Raw genomic sequence first — 19,653 nt, 5'->3', positions numbered from 1 at the left:
ACGGGATTTACTAGCTGAAAGTGTGAGCAGACAGCCATACACCAGAAACCTGGGACAAAGAGGTACAAACAAAAATTTGAAGGATTCAATCAGGTCCTTCAATGGCATAAATGATACGGTGCCTATGACTGGATTTTAAGCGTCACTCAGTTGATAGGGCACACCAATGGTTTGATTCCGACCATATTCTTTTGCCTGATACAATTGTAGGTCAGCTTGACGCAGAAGTGTTGTTGGCATGTCGTCGCTTTGATTTTCTTTGCAGCAAACCCCAAGGCTAATGCTGACAAAGGGGTAAACCAAGGAACCTGAATGTGGAATTTTTTGTTCAAGAATTTGCAGCCTGATAGTTTCTGCAATATCCATTGCTCCGGCAAGCCCGGTGTCGGGGAGCAAACAGACAAATTCTTCGCCGCCATAGCGCGCAACCAAATCCGCAGGACGTTTGAGTGTATCTCGGATAACTTTTGCAATATTCCGTAAACAATCATCCCCTTTCTGATGTCCATATAAGTCATTATATTTTTTGAAAAAATCAACATCAATCATAATCATGCTAAGTGGCGTCTGGTTGCGATTTGAGAGTTTCCACTCCCGTTCTAACTGTTTATCAAAATAGCGTCGGTTATGTACTTCGGTTAAGCCATCTAAATAAACTAATTGGCGCAATAAGTCGGATTGAGCTTTAAGCAATAAGTGTGTTTTCACTCGGGCCCGAACAGTATTCCTGTTAATCGGTTTACTAATAAAATCTACCGCCCCTTCGCTAAAGCAGCGGGTTTCGGTCTCTTCATCAATATGCGCAGTGACAAAGATAACCGGAATATCCTGAGTTTCTGGTAATGCCTTGAGTCTGGTACAAACCTCAAAACCATTCATTTCAGGCATTTCAATATCCAGCAGAATCAAGTCTGGATGTTGGCTGACACAAACGTCGAGTGCCTGTTTACCACTGGTTGCCATGCACACATGATAATCAGAAGAAAATACTTGATAGAGCATCTGAATGTTTATCGGATGATCATCAACAATAAGGATCTTGGAGTTCCCCATACTGGGTAATTTCAAGGCCAAATCTTGAGAAAAAGAATGGATTTTAGTCATATATTCTCATTTCGCCGAGTAGGGAGATTCGCTATTAGGGTTTGGCATAGCTGGATAGCTTTGGTAAAGTCTAATTGATTTATTGCATCATTAAGGGTAGATAATTGTTCATTAAGTTGCTCGGAAGAAGTCATTATTAATTTATTCATCACCTCTAACGCAGCCATATCAGAATTTTTTAATAACAACATCAAACGATCCAGTTCCAACTCAATTGGTTGTATATCAACTGCGTCTACCTCGACCTTATTTTCGTGACCCTGCGATAGCATTTGGATTAATGTCATTATCCCAGCTTGTATAACGGATACTTTATTTCGCATCTCGCTCAGTAATTGATTTATCGTGTCTGGCGTAGGAGTGATACCCTGGCTAAATAACTTCTCTCCCTGCCCCGCACTCAAAGAGAGTTCAGTCGCCCCTAGTTGTGCGGCTAGTCCTTTAATGGTGTGTAGCAGGCGAGATGCCGACAGATTGTCGCCTTCAGCCAGCAATGTCTCCAACTGGGTAGGGAAATTAGTTAAATCCTCATTGAGCAGCGATAACATTTTTTGATACAGCGTAAGGTCGCCCCCTAATCTATTAACAGCAGCATCAACGTCAATTCCCGCTGTTGTCGCAACATTTTTCAATTCAGCAGATAACAAGACAGGGGTTATAGAGCTAACCGTATCGGCAACATCAGTTTGCCCACTGTATTTTCGTATGATGTGTATTAGATTATTCAAGTCAAAGGGTTTACCAATATGGTCATTCATTCCAGCTGCAAGACAGGCATCACGATCAGAGCTCATCGCATTGGCTGTCATGGCTATAATCGGTAAGTTTTTTAATCCAAGACTTTTTCGAATATATTTCGTCGCATTGTAGCCATCCATGATCGGCATTTGTAAATCCATCAAAACCAGATCAAATGAAGACGGATGATGTTCTAATATCTCAATCGCCTCTTTGCCATGATTGGCAATACTGACCTCTGCCCCCTCATCCTCAAGTAACTCGCGGGCTATTTGCTGGTTATTCAAGTTATCTTCAACAATTAACAGTCTTATACCAGACAGTCGGTGTAAAGATTCGGCTATTACCGGTTTCGCGACATCAGGTTGTTTGCGTTCACTTAATGCATCGATCACTGAATCCAACAACATAGAGGCCGTGATCGGCTTAACCAAATAACCATCCAGCAATGCCTGATCTTCTTCACTACGCTGTAATAACATTTCGCGATCATGGGCAGTTATCATGACAATCATAGGGCCGTTATCTACGGGCATCAGTTCACGCACACATTTGCTGGTCTGCCAGCCATCTAAGCCCGGCATTTGCCAGTCAATAAAGAGCGCCCCATAGGTAATACCACTCTCATGCTGCTGTCTCATCAGTTGTAATGCATCATTACCACTGGTTGCGACATCAACGACCCATTTTAGCGATTCCCCCATCCGTTGAATTAGGTCACAGGCCGTCGGATTATCATCAACAACCAAGACCCGTAAATTATTTAATGCCTGTGCTCTGCTTACCAACGTGTCTGGTGTTTCATTATTAATAACCAGATTGGTATAAGAAGGCAGCGACAGCGTTAGGGTGAAATGAAATAGACTCCCCTGACCTGGTTGACTTTCTAAGGTGAGCGTCCCCCCCATAAGTGCAACAAAACGCTGACTTATCACCAACCCCAAGCCCGTGCCACCAAACCGGCGCGTTGTCGAGGCTTCGGCTTGTGTAAAACCACTAAAAATACTTTCTTGATTCTCTGGTGCAATGCCAATTCCGGTATCGCGCACCCCAAAATGTAACGTCACGTGATGGCTATCCTGCGTGATAACCTTGATGAAAAGCACCACCTCTCCAAGTTCAGTGAACTTCAGCGCATTGCCCCCAAGATTGGTTAATATCTGTTGAAGCCGCATGCTATCTCCCTCAACAAATTGGGGAAGTGAGGGGTCAATATCAAATAAGACTTCGACCTTTTTAACCTTCAGATTGCTCGATAAGATAACGGCCAAATCACGCAGCATCACATGAATATCAAAAGGAATGCATTCCAGTTCCATTTTACCGGATTCGATTTTGGAGAAGTCCAGAATATCGTTCAGCAAGCGCAGCAAAGTGCGCGTGGCGGCTTCACTTTTAACAGCATAATCAGCTTGTTTTCTATCAAGGCCTGTTCTACGCAGCAATGTCAGCATGCCAAGGATGGCATTCATCGGGGTCCGTAACTCATGACTCATATTGGCCAAAAATGCCGATTTGGCCTTATTGGCTTCTTCAGCAGCTTCTCTTGCTGTTTTGAGAATATCCTCAGCCTCACGTTGTTGAGTAATATCCCGATTAATCCCCATCATCAACATGGCTTTTCCACTTTCATCCCGTTCAACCGTTCCTGTTGATTGAATAAAGTGGATTTGATCTCTTACCACAATACGGAAAATCTGACGATAAACACTTTCATTTTCTAACGCCGTTTTTATCGCACTTTTAACATCGGGAATATCCTCTGGATGCAAACAGCTATACCAATATGATAACGGGATAGGAGCATTGTGTAATTCCTCAGGGACCCCATAGATATCATTCATCCGGTCATCGAAAGAAAATGTGTTTTCTGTAATATTCCAGGTCCAAATACCTAATTCAGCAACATCCGCCGCTCTGACTAATTGATTTCGGGCGATAATTAGATTGGCTTGTTGATTTTTATTGGCGGTAATATCAACTTGAATAGAGATATATCGCTCAATCTGGCCATCACTATTATTAAACGGAGCAATCGTGGTATCGACCCAATATAAAGAACCATCTTTAGCTTTATTACAAATCTCCCCACGCCACGAGATCCCATTAGCAATGTTATTCCACATTGATTGCCAAAAATCAGTCGAATGTGTATGAGAATCAACTAAGCGGTAAGTTTGCCCTATCAGTTCTTCGCGACTGTAGCCACTGATAGTACAAAATGCATCATTAACATCCGTGATTATTCCATCTCGGTCTGCGGTAGAAATAATGCCGTGTAAATTAAGGGTGCTAAGTAAGGCATTATTTTCACGTAAGGCTGCTTCAAGTCGTTGATAAGTCGCTTTACGTTCACTGATATCAGATTCAATAGCCATAAAGCCGATGAGTTCATTTTTATCGTTATAACGCGGTTGAATCTCCAACTCAATCCAATATTCTTGACCCGATTTAGTGCGATTGACTATTTCCCCCTTAAATGACTCTCCGGCATCTAGAGCAGTTTTCATTTCAGTTGCTACGCTTTGGTCTGTATTACTACACTGCAGTAATTTCCCTGGGGACTTGCCTATTACTTCGTCTTGGCTGTATCCGGTAATGCGTTCAAAACCATCATTAACCCAGACAATATTACGTTTTACATCGGTAATAACGACGGCATTAGAGGTATTCTTGGCAACTAAAGCCAGACGTTCAAGATCGGCGGTCATATTCCGCGCCAGCATCTCAGCCCTATTACGCCCACTGACTTGCTGGCGAATAAGTAAAGCCAATGCCGAACTTAGCAAAAGACCAAAAGCAAACACCAACCAAGGGACATAACGTTCAGTCAGCGCTTCAAAGACGGGTGTACTACTGACTCGCAGTGTCATTTCTCGACCAGGTAGTGGTAATACGCTGGTATTGTGAAATATTCTGGCGGCTATTGCTTCATCATGAAGCTCTTCATCTGGTATTAAATTGTCGTATTTGCTGCCATCAGCATCGAAGACCATCGTTTTATTAGATAAATCATTGAGGCTATCAAACAACTCAACATCCACTCGCCCATTCATAAATTCGGGAATGTCACGTAATAGGTCAGCAATAACAATGGGCGAATAGAGTAGACCTAGCAACGATGCCTGCCGTTCAGCAATTGTTGTAGGGTTGGAACCCGACTTATAAACCGGGACGAAAAGTAATGCGCCGGGAGTTTTAACATTAGACTGAACTAGATGAATAGTGCCAGAAAGAGTGGGTTTCCCGCTGTTTATTGCTAACAAAGCGGCCTCTCGTCTGACTGACTCTGAGCCAATATCAAGCCCCTCTACGCCTTGGTTTTTTTCCGCTGGAGCAACGTATTTAATAATATACAAGTCATTATGCTGTTTATCCTGAAGCTGATGAAGAGCAAATGTAGGAGCTCCGTCAGCTCGGGTATCAGCAATAAACTCATTTAACTGGCTGCGTTGCACCCGTTGAATAAAACCAAATCCCCGGACACCAGGGAACTCCACTGGCAAATTACGCGAGGCGACATAAGCATTAAATTGCTCACGGTTTAAATGACTGTTGGTAGCATAAGCACCTCTTAACCCATTCAATCCATATATTGGCTGAGAGAAACGCAGCGCAACCTCTCCAGAAACCCGATCAACATTACGTTGAAAATCTGTTTTTGCATCGGTTTCAATTTCGTTATAGAGCCACCCAGCTCCTATACCTGAAATAACCAGCCCAATAATGAAAATAACCAGTGGCAGCAAAATATTTTGTTGTAACTTAAATGAAAGCCAAGATGAGGACGATTGCTGTTTTTGGGCATTGAATGGAGAAGGAGTCATATAATATCTATACCCTTATAATCACTATTGGCTAAAGCATAGGATCACTCTGTAACTTAAGATAGTATTGGCCACAATCAAATCTAACTTAAGTATTCTCTGCTAACAATAAACAAGTTTGCCCCTAAGATAAGCGCAGCAATAGCCAGACTTTGCCATAAAAACTCAAAAGCCCAATGAGTTTTCAGTGGTAATGGTGGTTTCCTGTTTTCAAACGAAGAAAATAAAAAGCCATTATCACAACCTCAGTCAATCCATGAAGATAAGCGAGATACATCAGCCCATGTTAAGGAGAGTCCAAAGAGCATCATGCTATGAATAAACATAATGTTCATGTCTTCTCTTCTACTTTCTTGATCAACGATAGATAATTGACACCCTCTTTTACTTTATAACTGACGTCATCAACAGCATTAAACATCATCATTAATCCCATTCCATTTTCTGGCCAAGAATCCGGCGCTGACAACTCAGGCATATGAGATAACCCACTTTTATTTTGCAAAAATTCCGCGGGTATAGACTTCCCTTTATCTTGTAAGGTCACGGCTAATTGATTATTGCCATAATGCATCACGATAATAACATTTTGAGTGGCATCATAATTAACACCATGCTTTACAATATTGATAAATGCTTCATTCAATGCAAGTTCCATAGCATAACTGCAGGATGAATCAATTTGTAAAGGTTGAATAAATTGTAGTAACTTTTCATGTAAAACATGCAGGCTGGACAATGATGCAGGCAAACATATTCTCATTAACCAACCCTGTGAGTCACACTGGTGATAACTCATATCAACGTATCTTTATGTAGGAACTCATCGAACAACGATTTCTCTGCCATAATAATATCTTTACGCCGTTTATCATCAATAAGCCAGTTTAAACCCGCCTCAGATAAATCAATTGCCGTACCATCTGGTGAGATAACTTTCCCAGCAAAAATCATCTGTTGGTACAAATGCGCAATACCGCCAACCCGAGTATAATCAGCAATAAAGCTTTGATCGATAATAGCTCCCTGCTCTAATAAACATCCTGCGCCAATAATCGTAGGTCCTTTAATCGTCACGCCAGACTGTATTTCTGTACTACTACCAATATAGACGGGCCCTTCAATATCTAAAGTCGAAAAGTCGGCTTTAACATTAAGCCCACACCAAATTTGAGGTGCAATCTTAATTCCCGGCATGGGATAATCCGGTAAATCCTGATTAAGGATCATGCGATTCACATGCCAAAAATCCTGTAGCGATCCAATATCTACCCATTGGAATGGCGAGGCAATACCGTAGAAAGGAATACCTAGTTCAGCAAGTTTAGGGAACAACTGACTACCAATGTCGTATTCAACACCATCAGGAATATAATCGAATATCTCTGGCTCAAAAACATAGATCCCAGTATTGGCATTATTTGATAATGCATCTTCAGTTTTAGGTTTTTCCTGAAACTGGCTAACTCTCCCCTGCTCATCAGTAACAACAATACCGTATTTGTTTACCTGGTCTGCTGAGACTGGGCGTATAACCAAAGTTGCCACACTTTTTCTGGCTCGATGGAAAGCCAACACCTCATCGAAATCCACATCAATTAATGCATCACCACATACAACCACAAAAGTTTCATCAAAAAAACCTGAGAAGTTTTGGATGTGTTTCATGCCACCGGCAGACCCCAGGACATTATCAACAAAAGTATTACCCTCCATAACTCCTTCGTAGGAGTAACCTATTTCCACTCCCCAAGCATGACCATCACGGAAATAATTCTCGATGTCCGCAGACAGATAGCTGGTATTCACCATTAATTGATTAAAACCATATTTTCTTAAATGCTCAATAATCGATTCCATAATAGGTTTTCGAATCAATGGGATCATTGGTTTTGGCAGGATGGTGGTCAGTGGTCTGGCTCTGGTTCCTTTCCCGGCAGCAAGAATCATGGCTTTCATAAATAGGTATTCCTTAAAAAATTAAGGTGCTACGGAATGCATCTGCTGTAATGTATCGGGTTGATTCGCTCCAATAGTAAATATCCTATCCATCCGGGTTAACTTGAACATTCCGTGGATATTGTTATTCAGTGAGCAAATAGCTAGCTCACCTTTCCCATTTAAGGTTTTCAACAATGAAACCAGAGCACCTAAACAACTACTGTCGATGAAATCTACCCGACTAAAATCCAATAAAATATTATTGGTTCCCTGAGCAATCATTGCTTGTATATCTTCCTTAAATTTCACGGAAACAGATGCATCGAGTCGCCTGATCAAAGGAGTTATCACCAATACATTATCAATTGTCTGAGTTTCAAAGTTCATTATTTCTTCCTTACAATGCTGTTAGGAGAGGGGGATTGTTATTGCGTTCAATCACCAGTAACGAAATATCATCACTAAATACAGAACGTCCATTTTGAATATCACTTTGATGCTCATCTTTTTCTACCGGATGCCAGCATTTCAACGCCTGCCGTACTCGCCGAAAAACAGTTTGCACACTGTCGCTCTGACTCTCTGCCAGTAAATCTTGTAATCGCCGTTCACCAAATAGCTCTTGCTCAGCGTTTTCACACTCAACAATGCCATCGGTGAATAAATAGAGCCGATCACCCAAAGCAAGAGTAAACGCAGTGTCCTCATAGTCCATCGAATCAATAAGTCCAACTGGTGCCCCCCCCCCACCAATAGGGGTGGTCTCACCTGAGCTACTGACAATAAATGGGGTAGGATGCCCAGCTTGACAAAGCACTCCGGCTGCAGTTTGAACATCAATAACGCCATAAATAAGCGTGAAATAACTGGCTATATCATCATTCTCTACACAAAAACGACGATTAAGTTCGCTCACAACTTTATGTGGCGGGGTAATCAGATAACCTGAGGGAGTATCTGTAAGTGAAATAAGTAAGCTATCTACTGTGCGTCCATTAAGAAATTGGCGTGCAACTGACAGTGAGAGCATCGCTGCGGCCACACCATGTCCTGCAACATCAATACTATAAAAACCAATGTGTTGATTGCCCAGTTGAAAAAAACTTAACAAGTCACCCGAAACATAAGCGGATGGTATAAACATCCATTCAGCTTGAAAATCACTCACCATTAACTTTTCTGCAGGTAAAACGCTACGTTGCAATTTTGCCGCGGCCTGCAAGTCATCTTCAATTTGTTGATAGGCTTGGGACAATTTCTGATTACGAGCATCAAGGGTTGCCTCTAGCATTAATATCCTTTCACCCGCATGTAAACGTGCACGTAGCTCGCTTTGATTTATCGGTTTTGATAGAAAGTCATCGGCTCCGGCATCTAATCCCGTGATCAAATCCTCGACGGATTGCCGCACTGTTATCAATACTAGATAAATATAGCGATCGGAATAATGTTTACGGATAGTGGTACAGAGTTTCAACCCATCCATAACTGGCATTTCCCAGTCACTGATCACCATATTAATGGCATTATTATCAAGGATAACCAGAGCATCTTGACCATTTTCTGCTTCAAAAACAGTAAATTGCCAATTTTTTAGTAGGTTAACCAGTAAAAAACGATAACTTGCTGAATCATCAACAACAAGAATAGATGTCACACCTGTAGCAGAAGGATGTGGATGCATAAGTTACCCATGAACTTCATATGAACATAATTTATCAAACATCATCTTCAATAGAAGATACCCAAAATCCATGAACTTTTCATACTCACCAAAAGCATTACATATTCTTAACTATTAATAACGTAATTAAGCGTAGCACAAATTCTTACACCTTCAATTTACAAGGTAATGTCCAACTGAGATTTAATTTTCCACTAAGAAAGTTAGCATTTACATTCTGCCGCCACGGGTAGCGACTCCAATATAATTGCCATAAAAAAGCGTCCAAGCCCTGAAGGTAGCCAGATGTATAGTCAAAATAAGAGGTGTAATCATAATTCCAAGGTTGCTGCTGATTCTGATCAGGATAGTTAAATGCGGACAAGCGCAAAAATAGTGTTGTTGAAAGGTATAATCACAACGACCTAGCAAACTATTTTCTTTGATATCTTTTCTTTGATAGTTGATGAGGCATCGACGTGCTTTTCCCAGTAGGGACATGAATCTCCTTTTTAAAGTGGTGAGCTATAGGTCAGTACCGTCGAAAATGTATTATCAATACCAGAAGAAAGACGAGACCAAGGGTCTGGTAAATAATTTAACAGCGTGTGTATTAGTCGTTTTACTCGCAGTCACTAGTGGGCTGAAAAGTAGCCCACCGAGTAATAATATTAGTGGATTGTAATATATCACTTAAAGTTACCCTCCCCCCATATATCCTTGCTGTACCCACGAATAGTCCTGTCACTGGAAAACTCCCCCATACCACTTATTGTATTTAATACTCGTTTATGCCAACTGTAAGTATCACTATAATCGGTCAATGCTTGATACTGTGCATGACAATAACTATCAAAATCATCCAAATGAAAATAGTGGTCACCGTGATTTACCAACATATGGAATATTGGTAAAAATAGGTTTTTATTGGGATGAAAAGTACCGGAAATCAGTAAATCAACAGTTTCTTTAATTTCTGGGTGGGATAAATACTTGTCATACGATGACCGTCCGTTAGCTCTTTGCTCAGCAATTTCCTCCGCGGACAAGCCAAAAACATAGAAATTCTCATGACCCACAGCATCTCTGATCTCAATATTAGCACCATCTAACGTTCCGATAGTTAAAGCACCATTCATAGCCAGTTTCATATTACTGGTACCCGAGGCTTCAGTACCCGCAGTAGATATCTGCTCTGATAAGTCAGCGGCTGGAATAATACTTTCAGCTAGTGATACTTTATAGTCTTCTAAAAAAACCACTTTTAGTTGTTCATTGACTCTAGGATCATTGTTCACTTTAAGAGCAACTTGATTAATCAACTGGATAATCAATTTGGCCATTGCATAACCTGGTGCGGCTTTTCCCGAGAAAATATGGACTTTCGGTGAAATAACCTTCCCTCCATTCATCATTTTCTGGTAAAGATTTATCACATAGAGGATGTTGAGTAATTGCCGTTTATATTCATGAATTCGTTTAATCTGACAGTCAAACATAGCTTCTGGGTTAATAATTATTCCTTGCTGATGCGTAATTATTTGACTTAATTTTAGTTTATTAAATTTTTTGATTTCTGCCAGTTCGGCAATAATGTCACGATCGTGAGCTAACAATTTAAGTCTGGTCAGAAGAGTTAGGTCGGTAATCCATTCATGGCCTAAGTGACAATCCAGAAATGCTGATAGACGAGGATTAGCCTGCTGAATCCAGCGACGAGGAGTCACACCGTTCGTTTGATTAGTGAACTTCTCAGGCGTTAAATGATAAAAATCGGGTACAAGATTAGATTTAATTAATTCTGAATGAAGTTTAGCCACCCCATTCACTTTGTGGCTACCAATAATAGCAAGATAGGCCATTCGCACTTTCTTTTCAGGCGTCTCTTCAATCAAAGACATTGATGCTAATAAATCCGCACGTTCAGGACGCCATCTATATATTTCCAGTAAGAAACGGCGATTAATTTCATAGATGATTTGTAGATGCCGAGGCAGCAACAGCTCGAATAAATTGACTGACCACTTCTCTAACGCTTCTGGCATTAAAGTATGATTGGTGTAGGAGCAAACCCGTTGTGTCAAATCCCAGGCGGTATCCCAATCAACATTATGTTCATCTACCAATATTCTCATTAGCTCAACAATCGCCAACGCTGGATGGGTATCGTTTAGTTGAATAGCTACAAACTCAGGTAACTGATTAATATCACAGGAAAGTAAGAAGAAATCACGCATAACATCGCGTAGTGTACAAGCCACCAGAAAATACTCTTGTGTTAAGCGTAATTCTTTCCCTGCCAGCACTTCGTCGGAAGGATAAAGCACTTTAGAGATATTTTCCGATGCTATTTTTTGATTAACAGCATTCAGATAATCACCATGATTAAAGATATGAATATCAAATGAATCTGAAGCGCAAGCACTATATAAACGCAACGAGTTTACGGTGTGATTCATGTAACCAGAGACCAGATAGTCGTGGGGCACACCAATAATTATTTTCCAATCCATCCACATTGGATTGTAATTTCCTTGCTGATCTTCTACTTCAACTATGCGGCCATACAGCGGAATTATCATTGCCTGACTTTGATGTTCTATCAGCCAAGGTGAGTGCGCGGAATGCCAATCATCTGGCTTTTCTACTTGTTGTCCATCATGAATTTGTTGGTGAAACAGGCCATATTCATATTTGATACCGTGACCAGAACCAGCAATATCTAAGGTTGCCAGTGAATCAATGAAACATGCAGCAAGACGCCCTAATCCCCCATTACCTAATGCTGCATCTTCTTCACTTTTAACAATAACTTCAAAATCTACTCCAAGAGACTCTAATGCAGCTTTAGCTATCTCCATCATCCCCTGATTTATTAAGTTATTCCTCAGAGATTGACCAATCAAAAACTCCATAGAAATATAATAAATACGTTTTTTTCTTGCCTGATGATGTCGTTCTCGAGTGTTAAAATAATCATCAGTTTGGTTACGTCGCACAACTAGTGCTAATGCACTAAAAATATCACTGGATGACGCTGTTGACAGTCTCGCCCCAAGAGAATATTTCAGCTCATAAAGTATGTTATTACGTAGTTCGCTAATCTGATTATTATCTGGAGTCGATGGAGTATTTTTCACTTCTGACCTCTTTATAAGATTGAGTCGAAAAAATACAAATCAGTTAGGAATGAATCTCCTACCGACATCATATTTTGCAAATAGCCACAGCATCATTAAGGCACAGAGATGGACCAGTGTATTTAGCAACCATGCCCGATGCCATAAGTCAAAGTCTACTACCTGACTAACCAATAAAACCACAGACAAAGAATATTGGCCTAGTGTTATTAAGAACCAACCGTATACCTTGTTTATTGGTTTCCAAAGGTAACTCAATACCAGATAACATATTGTTAGTAGCTTACAGTTAGCAGAACTTCTTTTTTTAAACGTTGACGATTGATTACACCCAACATAAATCCCAAGAGAATAACGAATCCTTCAGCGCCAGTTGTCAGGCCAAAATGCTCCCAGGTAAAGATATTCAAGACCAACATCACTTCAATGTGGGCGACTATCATCATCACCAGAGCAGTACCTCGCAGCAGATCAATCCTTAAATCACACTTACCTGATGATATATAGCAAAATGATTTTACCCATGTAGATATTGTCCTACATTTATCTTCAATTACAGAAAATGCACGAATCATCCAATCACCCGCTAAAATTAGCTGTCAATAAAAGGGGAGCATTTATTTATCGGCCTATCCCATTTTCCTTTGAAAACATTAGCTCCTTTTGACTGTAGAACAATGTGAGCATTTCGACAATTATGGTTAATAATTAGACTAATTTATGAATAATGGGATACATAAAAGACAGTCCCTTATGGGCGTCATAATCGGCACTGAATAGACCTAGGTATCGTTGACACGTTTTGGCCTCATAAAATCGATGGTTTGACCGTTGCTCTCAAGTGCCCGGTATAGATATTTCCACTGGCTTTTGATTTTGATGTAGGTCTCTTCCTTAATACCGCACTCTGCCATCCTCTCTTCTAAGTTGTGCAAACTCATTGAGTAAACCAGATACCAGCGAACACGTTGGGCGATCACATCGACGGGATAATGCAGGCGACTGAAAGCGTTTCCGATCAGAAACATATACGTTCTTTTGTCTGGTCCTACTCGGTAGCTTTTATTCTGCAATAAAATACGAATACAAATGCATGCAATACTTTTTTTTTTTTTTTTTTTTTTTTTTTTTTTTTTTTTTTTTTGTTTTTTGTCTTTTGCGTCTTTTTGATCTCACAGATCACATTTTTCCATCGGTTTGATTAAGCGCGCTCTCAAGAATAAGCTCCATTTCAGTTAATTCCCAAAAAATGAATTAATGGGACACCAAGATAAAATAATATAAGGATCCCCGATGCAAACGCTCATCGATTTTTTTCCTGAAAATAGTATTGCGATATATCCCTCTGCTGAACACTGGGAACAGGCTATCGATCTATCAATGGCAAGCCTGATAGAGAGCCATGCTGTTAAACCCGAATATAGTCAGGCGATCAAAGATGCTACTCGTGAAATAGGACCTTATTATATCTTGGCCCCAGAAATAGCCATGCCACATGCTCGCCCAGAAAACGGCGTGAACCATACGGCACTCAGCCTGACATTGTTACGTGAAGGTGTGATTTTCGATGCTGACTGTGAGCCGGTAAAATTACTGATTGGATTGGCTGCGAAAGATGCTGACTCCCATATTTATGCTATTCAGGCATTAAGTGAAATGTTTTGTGATGATGATTCGATTACCTCATTACTGAACGCAACCAACACTGAGAATATAAAAGAAATTCTTAAGCACTATTAACTTATTCCAATAATAGAATAACAAGGAATTAATATGGCTAATAAATCAATACGCGCCAGGGTGCAATCCTTTGGCGGCTTTCTAACCGCAATGGTAATACCTAATATAGGCGCTTTTATTGCCTGGGGTTTTATCACGGCATTATTTATTCCGACCGGATGGACACCGAACGAGCATTTCGGCAAGTTAGTCGGCCCGATGATTACCTACCTACTGCCATTGATGATTGGTTCTACTGGCGGGCACCTGATTGGTGGTAAACGCGGTGCTGTAATGGGGGGTATCGGCACAATGGGCGTCATTGTGGGTGCTGATATTCCGATGTTCATCGGCGCAATGGTCATGGGGCCATTGGGAGGATATTTAATTAAGCAGATCGATAGACGACTGGATAAACATATTCCGGCCGGTTTCGAGATGGTAATTAATAACTTCTCACTCGGTATCAGCGGCATGTTGTTGTGCCTACTGGCATATGAAGTCATTGGCCCGGCGGTTATGGAAGCCAATAATATAGTCAAACGAGGTATCGAAGCGCTGGTTTCCACCGGTTTCTTACCTCTGCTGGCAGTCATTAATGAACCAGCCAAGGTGTTATTCCTCAATAATGCTATCGACCAAGGTATCTATTACCCACTGGGAATGCAGGAAACGGCCATCCACGGTAAATCAATTTACTTTATGGTCGCCTCAAACCCAGGACCAGGGCTAGGTATTTTGTTGGCCTTCGCCTTATTTGGCAAAGGCATGAGTAAGAAGTCAGCGCCTGGTGCGATGATTATTCATTTCCTCGGTGGTATTCACGAGCTTTATTTCCCTTATGTATTAATGAAACCACTGATGATCATTGCCATGATCGCCGGAGCTATGAGTGGCATATATGTTTTTGAATTATTAGGTGCTGGCTTAGTTGCAGGCCCGAGTCCGGGATCTATCTTCGCTTATCTGGCATTAACACCTCGTGGTGGCTTCCTGGCAACTATCGCAGGTGTCTTTGCGGGCACGGCGGTGTCGTTCTTGGTCGGCTCGGTCATCCTCAAAATGGAAAAAACTGTCAGCGAAGAAAACTTTGAAGAATCACAAACGACGATGAAGAATTTAAAAGCCGAAGGTGTGGGTGTGCTGGCCAATAATCTTAAGAGTGACCGCCCGGTTCGATTGATTGCCTTTGTCTGTGATGCCGGAATGGGATCCAGTGCCATGGGAGCAACAACGTTTAGAAAAAAACTGGAGAAAGCCGGTTACCCGATTGCAGTGAAACATTACGCCATTGAAAACATTCCGGCCGATGCCGACATCATTGTTACTCATGCCAGCCTTGAGGATCGGGCTAGAGGTGTTACCGACAAGCCATTGATACTGATTAAAAATTATCTTGGCGACCAGACTCTGGATGTATTGTTCGAACAATTGACCACCAGTGACAGGCTAGAGGAATCAGTATGAAAACAAAAGTGGCAGCAATATACGGGAAGCAAGATGTTCGTCTGCGTGAGTTTGAATTACCCCCTATCAGTGACGATGAACTGCTGGTTAGCGTAATTTCTGACAGTGTCTGTCTATCAACCTACAAGGCTGCTCTGTTGGGTAGCGAGCATAAACGTGTGCCAGAAGATGTGGAACAACACCCAGCGATTACCGGTCATGAATGTGCAGGGGTAATTGTTGAAGTCGGTAAGAATCTGGCTGCCCGCTATCGTGCCGGTGAGCGCTTTGTCTTGCAACCAGCCATGGGGTTGCCGAGTGGCTATTCAGCTGGTTACAGCTACGAATATTTTGGTGGTAATGCCACCTACATGATTATTCCCAAACTGGCTATTGAGCTTGGTTGCGTGCTGCCTTATCACGGCAGCTATTTTGCGGCAGCATCTCTGGCTGAACCCATGTGTTGCATTATCGGGGCCTATCATGCCAGTTATCACACCACACAATATGTTTATGAACATCGCATGGGAATTAAACCCGGCGGTAACTTGGCCCTTTTAGCTTGTGCTGGACCAATGGGAATGGGGGCTATCGATTATGCTATTAACGGAGATATCAAACCCTCCCGTGTAGTTGTGGTGGACATAGATGAAACTCGCCTGGCTCGTGCGGAGCAACTCCTGCCCGTAAAACAGGCGGCAGATCAAGGTATTGAACTGATTTATATCAATAGCAGCAAGCTTGATAACCCAAGCAGCTTTTTACGTCAGTTAACAGATGACCATGGCTTTGATGATGTGTTTGTCTACGCCGCAGTGCCATCAGTGATTGAGTTAGGTGATGACTTGCTCGCGGAAGATGGGTGTCTGAACTTCTTCGCGGGCCCGACGGATAAGCACTTTAAAGTGCCGTTTAACTTCTATCACGTCCATTATTCCAGCACACATATTGTTGGTACTTCCGGCGGATCTACCGGTGATATGGAAGAAGCCCTCTCGCTGTCAGCCCAGCTGCGCATACAGCCCTCTTTTATGATTACGCATATTGGTGGTCTGGACGCCGTACCTGAAACCGTGCTCAATCTGCCCCACATTCCCGGTGGGAAAAAATTGATTTATAACGGTATTACCATGCCTCTGACCGCCATTGATGATTTTGCCGAGCGAGGTAAAACAGATCCACTATTTGCAGCATTGGCGGAACTTGTTACCGAAACCCATGGAGTCTGGAATGAAAGGGCGGAACGCTACCTATTAGCGCACTTTAACGTGGATACCGGAGTGGATAGTGAAAACACTGGCATATGATATTTTTCGCACCACTGAACAAGCCGCAATGGCAGCATGGCCATTGCTTGGGTGCGGCAATAAAAATCTGATTGATGGCGTTGCTGTCAGCGCCATGCGCGAGGCCTTAAATCAGATGATAATGCAAGGAAGCATTGTTATTGGAGAGGGTGAAATTGACCATGCGCCAATGCTTTATATTGGCGAGCAACTCGGTGCTGGTGGCCCTCCTGTTGATATTGCCGTTGATCCTATCGAAGGTACCCGCATGGTCGCGATGGGGCAAGCCAATGCATTGGCCGTGATTGCCTTTGCCCCGCGAGGTATGTTGCTACATGCCCCTGATATGTATATGCGTAAATTAGTGGTGGGGGCGCAAGCAAAAGGGTCAATTGACTTGCGCCAGTCACTCGCAGATAACCTGCGTTGTGTCGCCGCCAAACTAGGCAAGTCATTGAATGAACTACGTATGATTACCCTCGACAAACCGCGCCATCAGCAAGCCATTGAACAAGCCAATGCATTAGGGGTCAAGGTTTATGCCATTGCAGATGGTGATGTGGCCGCCAGCCTGATGACCTGCTTATCCAACAGCCAAGTCGATGTGATGTATTGCATTGGTGGCGCACCGGAAGGGGTAATTTCTGCCTGTGCCATTCGTGCTCTGGGGGGCGATATGCAAGCTGAATTAATTGACTTTTGTCAGGCCAAAGGCGAAAGCGTGGCAAATCGGGAGATTGCTATCATGGAGCATCAACGCTGCCAGCAAATGGGGGTTAACATTAATCAGGTCTACTCTCTGACAGAATTGGTGCGTTCTGAACAGATTATTTTTTCCGCAACCGGGATAACTCAGGGCGATATCGTTACAGGTATTAAGGAAAAAAATGGGGGCCAACTTCAAACCCAAACACTTTTGATTAACGGACTGGATAACACCTGTAATATCATCAACTCCCTCCACTATCGATAATGGTGTTAAGGGTAGGATGACTGCATTAACTGAAGATGACGTACTCGAGAGGCTTGCCAGCCCTGAAAATCTCAATGATTTTCTGCTGAATGCTAATGAGATCTTATTTCAGGGTATTAAAAGCCTCCTACCCTATTTATTTATCAATAATGATGAAGATATTCAGGAATACGCCGTCAAACCTTTATTAGCCAAATCAGGTCCGCTGGATAGTCTGGATGTTTCTTTGCGCTTAATTTATGCATTGGGACAAATAACAAAAGCAGTGTATGCCGATATTTTGTTATTTTCTCAGCTCAGTGAGCATTTGCAGGAAACAGGTGAGATCGCCGAATTTCATGACGACATCGTTTATGAATTTATGGGTAATCTCAATGCCGTAACCCAGAATAAAACCTTATTTCAACTGATTGAAAAAATGAAGTTTTCTGACTTCACTATCTTTAATCAGACACGCTACGGAAATATGGTGAAAACCGGGCTGACGTTGGCAGTGACGTCATTATTACAGGAATTGACTTATGAGAGTGGAACTTAACATTAATGGGCTACAGAACAGCGCGCATTTTCCCGACCGAGATATTACTCATCTGCACCTGCCACTATTAGCCTCACTGTCTCAGCAGCAGCAACAACTTCAGCGCCGTATGGTCGTCTTTTTATGTGCGCCACCCGGTACCGGTAAATCAACCCTCGCGACTTTCTGGCAATGGATTTCCCAACAGGACACCACACTAACGCCGGTACAATGCCTGCCGATGGATGGTTTCCACCACTACAATCACTATCTTGATGCCCACCAATTGCGCAGTAAAAAGGGGGCACCTGAAACTTTTGATTTACCTAAGCTGCATCAGGCAATCCAGCGTTTGCAGCAAACAGGTGCCACTTGGCCTACCTATGATCGCCAGTTACACGACCCTGTTGAAGATGCCATTATTGTCGAAGCACCGATTATCGTGCTGGAAGGCAATTGGTTATTACTCCAACAACCCGGTTGGCAGCAGTTGAAAGCACTGGCTGATTACACTATTTTTATTAATGCAGCACCGGAATTATTACGGGACCGCCTTATTGAACGCAAGATCCGCGGTGGTTTATCACCACAGCAGGCCGAGGAGTTTTACCTCGCGACCGACGGCCCCAATGTGCTTAAGGTATTGCAATGTAGCCAACCGGTCGATTACCTATTAACGATGGATAGCGATATGAGCTATCGCAGGTGCTAGACCCGCTCCACTCAGCAGCGGCGCATAATGTGAGCAAGTCAGCAACAATTGCGCTGCCGTTTTTTAGACGGTCAACAGATAAAATTATTCCGCGGGTGACCATCCGTCTCCAGCGGGATAATGAAGTTGCCCTTTGCGTTTCATGCTCAATCAGGTTATTCAGGTAGTTACTTTGCCTAACAATAATAGTTTCCTCATCCAAATTTACCGCGTTGAACGAGGCCAAAGCCGCAGTATTGGTGCCACTATTATCGATAGTAACAATCTCTGGCTCATCATAGTGTCGAATGGCTTTGCGAAAGAAACACAGTGCAGCTGCGCAATCACGTTTAGCAGTCAGCCGAAATCGATGGTTTGGCCATTGTAGCCAAGTGCCCGGTATAGATATTTCCACTGGCTTTTGATTTTGATGTAGGTCCCTTCTATTCACCACCGCCGATCTACTGTGCGCTTGTATTGGCGAAAAACCTTATCCAAAAACAGGCACCTGACGAATAACCCAACGGCGAACACGTTGGGCGATAACATCGACGGGATAATGCAGGCGACTGAAAGCGTTTCCGAACAGCGGAATTAACAGAAACACC

General features: G+C 42.4%; 13 protein-coding genes and 3 pseudogenes. 6 read left to right on the top strand and 10 right to left on the bottom strand.

Features of this window, described 5'->3' with window-relative positions; genetic code table 11:
• Window positions 1–135 precede the first annotated feature (135 nt).
• From DJ58_RS18015 to DJ58_RS18050, 9 genes and pseudogenes are all read right to left on the bottom strand, one after another.
• A complete protein-coding gene (locus DJ58_RS18015) occupies window positions 136–1,104 on the bottom strand; it encodes a diguanylate cyclase (protein ID WP_370447122.1) in 969 nt (322 codons plus the stop codon).
• Window positions 1,101–5,669, bottom strand: coding sequence for a CHASE domain-containing protein (locus tag DJ58_RS18020; RefSeq protein WP_004711984.1), 4,569 nt, complete (start codon window positions 5,667–5,669; stop codon window positions 1,101–1,103). Before DJ58_RS18020 ends, DJ58_RS18015 begins: the two co-directional genes overlap by 4 nt.
• A 331-nt stretch (window positions 5,670–6,000) precedes the next feature.
• Entirely contained in the window at window positions 6,001–6,468 is a 468-nt protein-coding gene (locus tag DJ58_RS18025; RefSeq protein WP_226977656.1) for an ATP-binding protein, read from the bottom strand.
• Window positions 6,465–7,619, bottom strand: coding sequence for a nucleotidyltransferase family protein (locus tag DJ58_RS18030; RefSeq protein WP_244875209.1), 1,155 nt, complete (start codon window positions 7,617–7,619; stop codon window positions 6,465–6,467). The genes DJ58_RS18025 and DJ58_RS18030 overlap by 4 nt, the downstream gene beginning before the upstream one ends.
• Window positions 7,620–7,649: 30 nt before the next feature.
• Window positions 7,650–7,997 (bottom strand): STAS domain-containing protein, encoded by a 348-nt coding sequence (locus DJ58_RS18035; protein ID WP_032911831.1) that lies wholly within the window; start codon window positions 7,995–7,997, stop codon window positions 7,650–7,652.
• Between the two features lie 10 nt (window positions 7,998–8,007).
• Window positions 8,008–9,294: a PP2C family protein-serine/threonine phosphatase gene (locus tag DJ58_RS18040; protein ID WP_050300097.1), complete on the bottom strand. Its 1,287-nt coding sequence runs from the start codon at window positions 9,292–9,294 to the stop codon at window positions 8,008–8,010.
• 668 nt (window positions 9,295–9,962) lie between these two features.
• Complete coding sequence (locus DJ58_RS18045; protein ID WP_032913193.1) at window positions 9,963–12,413, bottom strand: glycogen/starch/alpha-glucan phosphorylase; 2,451 nt, start codon at window positions 12,411–12,413, stop codon at window positions 9,963–9,965.
• Between the two features lie 39 nt (window positions 12,414–12,452).
• Window positions 12,453–12,988: pseudogene (gene opgC, locus DJ58_RS23085) on the bottom strand (OpgC domain-containing protein).
• Between the two features lie 234 nt (window positions 12,989–13,222).
• Window positions 13,223–13,441 (bottom strand): annotated as a pseudogene (locus DJ58_RS18050) (DDE-type integrase/transposase/recombinase); the annotation flags it as partial.
• 265 nt (window positions 13,442–13,706) lie between these two features.
• On the opposite strand from DJ58_RS18050, the gene DJ58_RS18055 reads away from it, so the two are divergent.
• The 6 genes from DJ58_RS18055 to DJ58_RS18080 are packed head-to-tail and all read left to right on the top strand — an operon-like array spanning window position 13,707 to window position 19,066.
• On the top strand, window positions 13,707–14,153 hold the full coding sequence (locus tag DJ58_RS18055) for a PTS sugar transporter subunit IIA (RefSeq protein WP_004712000.1): 447 nt from the start codon (window positions 13,707–13,709) through the stop codon (window positions 14,151–14,153).
• A gap of 33 nt (window positions 14,154–14,186) precedes the next feature.
• Window positions 14,187–15,599: a PTS mannitol transporter subunit IIBC gene (locus DJ58_RS18060; protein WP_004712003.1), complete on the top strand. Its 1,413-nt coding sequence runs from the start codon at window positions 14,187–14,189 to the stop codon at window positions 15,597–15,599.
• Entirely contained in the window at window positions 15,596–16,885 is a 1,290-nt protein-coding gene (locus tag DJ58_RS18065; RefSeq protein WP_032911832.1) for a zinc-binding dehydrogenase, read from the top strand. Before DJ58_RS18060 ends, DJ58_RS18065 begins: the two co-directional genes overlap by 4 nt.
• A 28-nt stretch (window positions 16,886–16,913) precedes the next feature.
• Entirely contained in the window at window positions 16,914–17,837 is a 924-nt protein-coding gene (glpX, locus tag DJ58_RS18070) for a class II fructose-bisphosphatase (protein ID WP_004712007.1), read from the top strand.
• A 16-nt stretch (window positions 17,838–17,853) separates the two neighbouring features.
• Window positions 17,854–18,375 (top strand): MltR family transcriptional regulator, encoded by a 522-nt coding sequence (locus DJ58_RS18075; RefSeq protein ID WP_004712008.1) that lies wholly within the window; start codon window positions 17,854–17,856, stop codon window positions 18,373–18,375.
• Window positions 18,359–19,066, top strand: a complete 708-nt coding sequence (locus tag DJ58_RS18080) for a nucleoside/nucleotide kinase family protein (protein ID WP_032911835.1) — start codon at window positions 18,359–18,361, stop codon at window positions 19,064–19,066. Before DJ58_RS18075 ends, DJ58_RS18080 begins: the two co-directional genes overlap by 17 nt.
• 139 nt (window positions 19,067–19,205) lie before the next feature.
• Here the strand turns inward: DJ58_RS18080 and DJ58_RS22505 are convergent.
• Window positions 19,206–19,640, bottom strand: a pseudogene (locus tag DJ58_RS22505) (DDE-type integrase/transposase/recombinase); the annotation flags it as partial.
• Window positions 19,641–19,653: the final 13 nt, after the last annotated feature.

The organism is Yersinia frederiksenii ATCC 33641, from assembly GCF_000754805.1.
GTDB classification, from domain to species: domain Bacteria; phylum Pseudomonadota; class Gammaproteobacteria; order Enterobacterales; family Enterobacteriaceae; genus Yersinia; species Yersinia frederiksenii.
Note: the sequence above shows the minus strand (reverse complement) of the source record. Positions and strands in the feature narration are given on the sequence as shown.

Coding starts and splice junctions, on each gene's coding strand:
- DJ58_RS18065 (WP_032911832.1), top strand. CDS start 15,596: ATGAAAACAAAAGTGGCAGCAATATACGGGAAGCAAGATGTTCGTCTG.
- DJ58_RS18035 (WP_032911831.1), bottom strand. CDS start 7,997: ATGAACTTTGAAACTCAGACAATTGATAATGTATTGGTGATAACTCCT.
- DJ58_RS18030 (WP_244875209.1), bottom strand. CDS start 7,619: ATGATTCTTGCTGCCGGGAAAGGAACCAGAGCCAGACCACTGACCACC.
- DJ58_RS18015 (WP_370447122.1), bottom strand. CDS start 1,104: ATGACTAAAATCCATTCTTTTTCTCAAGATTTGGCCTTGAAATTACCC.
- DJ58_RS18020 (WP_004711984.1), bottom strand. CDS start 5,669: ATGACTCCTTCTCCATTCAATGCCCAAAAACAGCAATCGTCCTCATCT.
- glpX (WP_004712007.1), top strand. CDS start 16,914: ATGGCAGCATGGCCATTGCTTGGGTGCGGCAATAAAAATCTGATTGAT.
- DJ58_RS18025 (WP_226977656.1), bottom strand. CDS start 6,468: ATGAGTTATCACCAGTGTGACTCACAGGGTTGGTTAATGAGAATATGT.
- DJ58_RS18080 (WP_032911835.1), top strand. CDS start 18,359: ATGAGAGTGGAACTTAACATTAATGGGCTACAGAACAGCGCGCATTTT.
- DJ58_RS18040 (WP_050300097.1), bottom strand. CDS start 9,294: ATGCATCCACATCCTTCTGCTACAGGTGTGACATCTATTCTTGTTGTT.
- DJ58_RS18055 (WP_004712000.1), top strand. CDS start 13,707: ATGCAAACGCTCATCGATTTTTTTCCTGAAAATAGTATTGCGATATAT.
- DJ58_RS18075 (WP_004712008.1), top strand. CDS start 17,854: ATGACTGCATTAACTGAAGATGACGTACTCGAGAGGCTTGCCAGCCCT.
- DJ58_RS18060 (WP_004712003.1), top strand. CDS start 14,187: ATGGCTAATAAATCAATACGCGCCAGGGTGCAATCCTTTGGCGGCTTT.